This window comes from Haladaptatus sp. W1, from assembly GCF_001723155.1.
GTDB classification, from domain to species: domain Archaea; phylum Halobacteriota; class Halobacteria; order Halobacteriales; family Haladaptataceae; genus Haladaptatus; species Haladaptatus paucihalophilus.
This window is the reverse complement of record NZ_MEIH01000117.1, coordinates 1-5,300: the sequence shown is the minus strand read 5'-3', so window position 1 is coordinate 5,300 and position 5,300 is coordinate 1. Positions and strand designations below refer to the sequence as shown.

Annotated in this window: 6 protein-coding genes; all 6 read left to right on the top strand. The window is 53.4% G+C overall.

Features of this window, described 5'->3' with window-relative positions; all coding sequences use genetic code 11:
* A partial coding sequence (locus tag BG842_RS06530; RefSeq protein ID WP_139136046.1) for a glycosyltransferase occupies positions 1 to 403 on the top strand: 403 nt, incomplete at its 5' end.
* 1 nt (position 404) lies between these two features.
* Positions 405 to 1,085, top strand: a complete 681-nt coding sequence (locus BG842_RS06525; protein ID WP_069450151.1) for a glycosyltransferase family 2 protein — start codon at positions 405 to 407, stop codon at positions 1,083 to 1,085.
* On the top strand, positions 1,085 to 2,401 hold the full coding sequence (locus tag BG842_RS06520; protein ID WP_069450150.1) for a sulfatase-like hydrolase/transferase: 1,317 nt from the start codon (positions 1,085 to 1,087) through the stop codon (positions 2,399 to 2,401). The genes BG842_RS06525 and BG842_RS06520 overlap by 1 nt, the downstream gene beginning before the upstream one ends.
* 251 nt (positions 2,402 to 2,652) lie before the next feature.
* Positions 2,653 to 3,213 (top strand): hypothetical protein, encoded by a 561-nt coding sequence (locus tag BG842_RS31175; RefSeq protein ID WP_083252457.1) that lies wholly within the window; start codon positions 2,653 to 2,655, stop codon positions 3,211 to 3,213.
* Positions 3,096 to 3,851, top strand: a complete 756-nt coding sequence (locus BG842_RS27265; protein WP_342764794.1) for a sulfatase-like hydrolase/transferase — start codon at positions 3,096 to 3,098, stop codon at positions 3,849 to 3,851. Before BG842_RS31175 ends, BG842_RS27265 begins: the two co-directional genes overlap by 118 nt.
* Positions 3,852 to 3,914: 63 nt before the next feature.
* Complete coding sequence (locus BG842_RS06510; protein ID WP_342764793.1) at positions 3,915 to 4,943, top strand: oligosaccharide flippase family protein; 1,029 nt, start codon at positions 3,915 to 3,917, stop codon at positions 4,941 to 4,943.
* The last annotated feature ends 357 nt before the right edge of the window (positions 4,944 to 5,300 follow it).

Below are 5,300 nucleotides of genomic sequence, written 5' to 3'. Positions count from 1 at the left end.
CGGAGACGGTGCAGATAGGGAGAAACTCGAACGCATCGCACGAGGTCACGACAACATCGAAGTCAGAGGATTCGTAGAGGACATCGAATCGCTTGTCGCACGTTCGAGGGCGGTTATCTATGCACCGGTACAGGAAGACTTCGGGCTCGTCGGTGCTGAAGCACTGATGGCAGGAAAGCCACTCCTCGGCGTGAACGAGGGGTTCACGAAATACCAAGTCGAGGAAGGAGTGACTGGCGAGTTGTTCGAACCGAATAGGGAATCGATACGGGAGGTTGTGCAGGGGTTCGATTCGACGAAGTACGATAGCGACGTAATTCAGCAGCAGGCTGAACGATACAGCTACGAGTCGTTTCAGGACGGACTGTGGGACGTCGTCGCCCAAACGGTTACGGAGGACTAAGATGGCGATAGAGCACCCCATCACCGCGACTGACCCACGTATTTCGGTGGTAGTTCCGACGATTCCCGACAACAGCCACGTCGAAGTCGTCGCATGTCTCGAATCCCAGACCTTCGATTCGTTCGAAGCACTAGTGGTGAACGACGCCAGCCTCGACATCTGCGAGGCACGAAACGCCGGAATCGAGGCCGCAAACGCGCCAATCGTCGCCCTTACAGACGATGATTGCCGCCCGGAAGAGGAGTGGCTCTCCGCGATCGCACACGAGTTCGAGGCACATCCGACCCTTATTTGTCTGGAGGGTAGAGTGGAGGGCGGGCGAACTTATACCGGGGAACAGAAGTACGTCGGTTGTAACCTCGCGTTCGACCGAGATGCGGCGCTCGCCGTCAGTGGATTCGACAGTGAGTATGCTGGCTGGCGAGACGATACCGAATTCGGCTGGCGAATGGAGCGGGACGCCGACGGCAAGTGTAGATACAGCGACTGCGTTCGAATGACCCATCCCGAAATGCCGCGAGCGACTATCGACACCACGCTGGAAGAACAACTTAAAACCACCTACACCGACCGATACAATGACGTTATTGTACCAAACACGATCATAGGACGGATAAACGATTGGCTTTGGCGAAATGGTGTTTGGGAAGTTGTGAACGCCATTCGCTACAGAGGACAATAATGACCAATATCGCACTTATCGTACTCGATACTCTGCGGAAAGACTATTTCGACAAACATTTTGACTGGCTTCCTGGTCGTCGATTCGAGAACGCGTGGAGTACGAGCCACTGGACAGCTCCTGCCCACGCATCGCTGTTCACCGGGAAATATCCAAGCGAAGTTGGCATCTATACCAACTCACAGCGATTCGACTGTAAGGAACCACTTCTCGCAGAACGGTTCGCGGACGCTGGCTACATCACACGAGGGATTAGCGCGAATCCGAACATTTCTCCTGCATTTGACGCTAACCGTGGGTTTCAGAAATTCGACAGCCAGTTCCAAATTGAGGGGATAGGCGAGGGAATGTTCGACTGGGAGGCGTTCATCGCGGAGTCCAAAGACATGGGGCCGGAACGGTTTGCCATTGCGCTAAAACGGTGCGTATTTGGCGACTACGAAACGATTCCGTCGTTGAAACACGGAGCGAAGTTGAAACTTCGTGATATGGGATTCGGAAATTTGGTCACTGGCGGTGGTAGCGAATGCGTACTGTCCTTCGTTCGAGAAACCGACTTCGGTGATCGAGAATTCTTCTTCGCGAATCTCATGGAAGCACACGCACCCTACGATCCACCAGAACCGTTCAAGACGGTCGACGTAGATGTGGACACTATCTCCGCGACAGTAGAGAGTCCGGATGCCTGCCCTTCTGACATCCGACAGGCTTACGACGACAGTATTCGGTATCTGTCACGCGTGTACGAGCAAATATTTGAAGAACTCCAGGCGGATTTCGACATCATTGTCACCGTTAGCGACCACGGAGAGCTTCTCGGAGAACACGACAGTTGGGGACATATGTTTGGGTTGTATCCCGAACTCACGAACGTGCCACTGTCGGTGTACACCGCCGACGGTGCACATGGCGAGAGCGATGTAGCCGTGAATCTCTTTGATGTCCATCGAACGCTGGTAGACGTCATCGATATCGAGTCGAACGGGCGCGGACAGAACCTGCTTAGAGAACTCGACAATAGCGAGTTCTTGACGGAGTACCATGGGCTACGTAAAGCAAACTATCTTGGACTACGGAACGAAGGATTAGTGGATGCAGATCGACTGAACGAGCAGCTAATCGGGGTAGTGTCCGGTGACTACTACGGATACGAGACGTTCGACGGGTGGAGTGAGCGGGGATCTGCTCCCTGTGAGAACCCGAAACAACGGATCAACGAACTCGTCTCGGAGTGTGACCACCGGCACGTCAAGGACGAGGAGTATGATTTGGATGACGATATCGTGTCCCGACTGAAAGACTTAGGATACGCCTGAGTGGACTCCACTCTTTGACGCCGTCAACCCGAATCAGAGTTGTCGACAGATACAAAACGTTCTTGTACCAGATACGAAAATAGGTCGATTGAATAACTAGCTGTGGCGGAATAGTGTCTGGGATGTCATAGACAAAATTCGTCAACAAGGAAAACAATGACCAATATTGCACTTATCGTACTCGACACTTTGCGGAAAGACTATTTCGACAAACATTTTGACTGGCTCCCTGGCACCCGATTCGAGAATGCATGGAGTACGAGTCACTGGACGGCCCCGCTCACGCGTCGCTGTTCACTGGAAAATACCCGAGTGAAGTCCCAGTAAACAAGAAGAATGAGTTCTTTCCCGCGACCGAGACGTCGATCGTCGAACGGCTGTCGGAAAGAGGTTATCGAACGCGAGGGTTTACGTCGAACATATATATGTCCTCGAACTTTAAATTCGATAGAGGATTTGATAAAATCAAAGAGTCATGGAGAGTTAAACAAATCCCGAGCGAGGACACGTTCAATTGGGGTGCATTCATCTCGAAGCATCAGGATGACGGGGCATCACGGTATTTCAAAGCCCTCTATCAGTGTCTTACCGACGATTCTGATACAGTCCCGTCGTTGAAGTATGGGGTCAAGATGAAATTGAACGACCTCGGACTCATCTCGCACGAAGACGAAGGGAGCAGGCGAGCATTAGAATACGTCCGGAAATCGAACTTCGACACAGACGGAGAATTCCTGTTCTTAAATCTCATGGAAGCACATGCTCCTTACGACCCCCAGAGGAGTATAAAACAGTCAAGCGTCCCGAGATAAACAAAAAGCGTCCGTCGCTGCTCGGTGGCTACGACGACCCGGAATGGCCACGTACCGCGTACGACGACGCCGTCCGATATCAATCGGACATGTACGAGAAAATCTTCCAAGCGGTTCAGGAAGACTTCGACGTAGTCATTACCGTCGCAGACCACGGCGAAATGCTCGGCGAGGATGATACATGGTTGCACTGGATAGGGATTCGTCCAGAGGTAAGCCACGTACCTCTCTGCATCTCTGGTGACGTGGACATCCCGGACGCCGAGAGCGTAGCGAGCCTCGTGGACGTTCACGCGACGCTTGCTGACCTCGCTAATCTCGACATACCAAGTCCTCGGGGAGAATCCTTGCTTCTACCCACGAACCGCGATTCACGGCTAGTCGAGTACCGAGGTTTATCCCAACGTCGGCGGGAAGTCGTCGAGAAGGTCGGAAATGACCCAGACAAGTACGACCGGGACTGTTATGGAATCGCAGAGGAGCAGTATCACTACGAGACGCTCGACGGATTCGTCGGTGACGAACAGTGGCAACCAAAAATTTCGGAAGCAGTCGAGTCGCTAAACCTCGAAAGAGCGATGGAAGACCACGTTTCGGACACCGTGGTCGAACAGTTAGAAAGTCTCGGCTATGCCTAGTCGATCACTCGCCAGTGCTATCGTCCCGACACTCGATATGGCTGCCCGTCGTGGAGGTGGCATGTGACCGAAGCGACTGATGTGAGTCTCGGTGGTGAGACGGCGAAGGCGACGATTGCGAAGTTTGCGATGGCAGCAGTCGGATTCTTCGGGAGTATTCTCTTTGCACGGGAACTCGGGCCGAAGGCATTCGGTGGCTACTACTTACTGTTCAGTGTAACGAAGCTTGCGGATCGGCCCTTGATGGGCTGGGCGACCGCTAGCAAGAAACAATTTGCAGACAATGAAACGAAGCGACGAGAACTCGTCGGTGCGCAGTTCCTTTTCAACGCGGTTTGGATCCTCATTGCCACGGCGATCGGATTGCTGTTGGCCGACCGTTTTCGGTCGTACAGTGGTATCGCCATGGCACCGTTCTTGTTCGTGGTCTTGTTAGTGTCGGAGTCGAACTACGAGGCGTTCGACCGCGTATTGACGGCGAGCGGTCGAGTCGGACTTTCAACGTGGACGGATGCGCTTCGGTCGTATCTGACACTTCCGTTACAAGTTTTTTTCGTGTTCGTCCTCACTGGATACGCTGCGGACGGAATGGTGTACGGTCTAGTAGGGGCGACGGTGTTTACGTTTCCTGTTATCTTCTATTATATCGGGACGAGACCAGCGGTTCCGTCGGTCGACACGTTCTTTAGCCTCGCTCAATACGCCCGGTATAGTATCCCGACGGATTTCTTCGCTACCCTCTATAACCGGCTCGACGTGATTTTGCTGGGGATGCTATTACTGCCAGCGGCGGCGGCAAATTACGAAATCGCGGCACAGTTAACGGCTCCCGCAACGTTCGTCGCGACACTCGCGGGAAGTGGCTTGATGCCGCGCGTAAGTCGACTCCGGGCAGAAGGGAAAACTGTCGGACAGGAAGTCACGAACACGATCGCTTTTTCGAGCATTTTCGCCGTGCCGATCTTTTTCGGTGCGCTGGCGATTCCACGAGCGCTCGTCGTGACCGTGTACGGACCAGAGTACACACTTGGCGTATCACTCCTCGCCGGTATTGCGGATACTGTGTACTTTCGACGCAGACAACGCCATTGACCCAAACGCTCAACGGTCTCGATAGGCCTGACGTGAACATGCGCGTGTCGAGTATTGCACTCATAATCAACGTGTTATCGGGTGATTCTCACGCTTCGGTTTGGCCCGATTGGTGTCGTTGTCGCCTCCATCGTGCGGAGATAATCATCTACGTGTTCACTGCAGTCATCGTCAAACGACATGTACCGTCGGTGGAACTCGCACCGCGACTACTCCGTATCCAGGTCGGTGTCGAATGGTGATGTTCTTCGTTGTCTCCGCAGTTCAACGTTTTGTCGTGGTCACATCGTGGTTTACCCTTTGCATCTTGTTGGCCTCGGTGGGCGACGTACATCAGCCTGCTGGCGGTCTTGAGTC

Bases quoted from the DNA above. Each gene is read 5' to 3' on its own strand.
- BG842_RS06525 (WP_069450151.1), top strand. From the start codon at position 405: ATGGCGATAGAGCACCCCATCACCGCGACTGACCCACGTATTTCGGTG.
- BG842_RS31175 (WP_083252457.1), top strand. From the start codon at position 2,653: ATGGAGTACGAGTCACTGGACGGCCCCGCTCACGCGTCGCTGTTCACT.
- BG842_RS06520 (WP_069450150.1), top strand. From the start codon at position 1,085: ATGACCAATATCGCACTTATCGTACTCGATACTCTGCGGAAAGACTAT.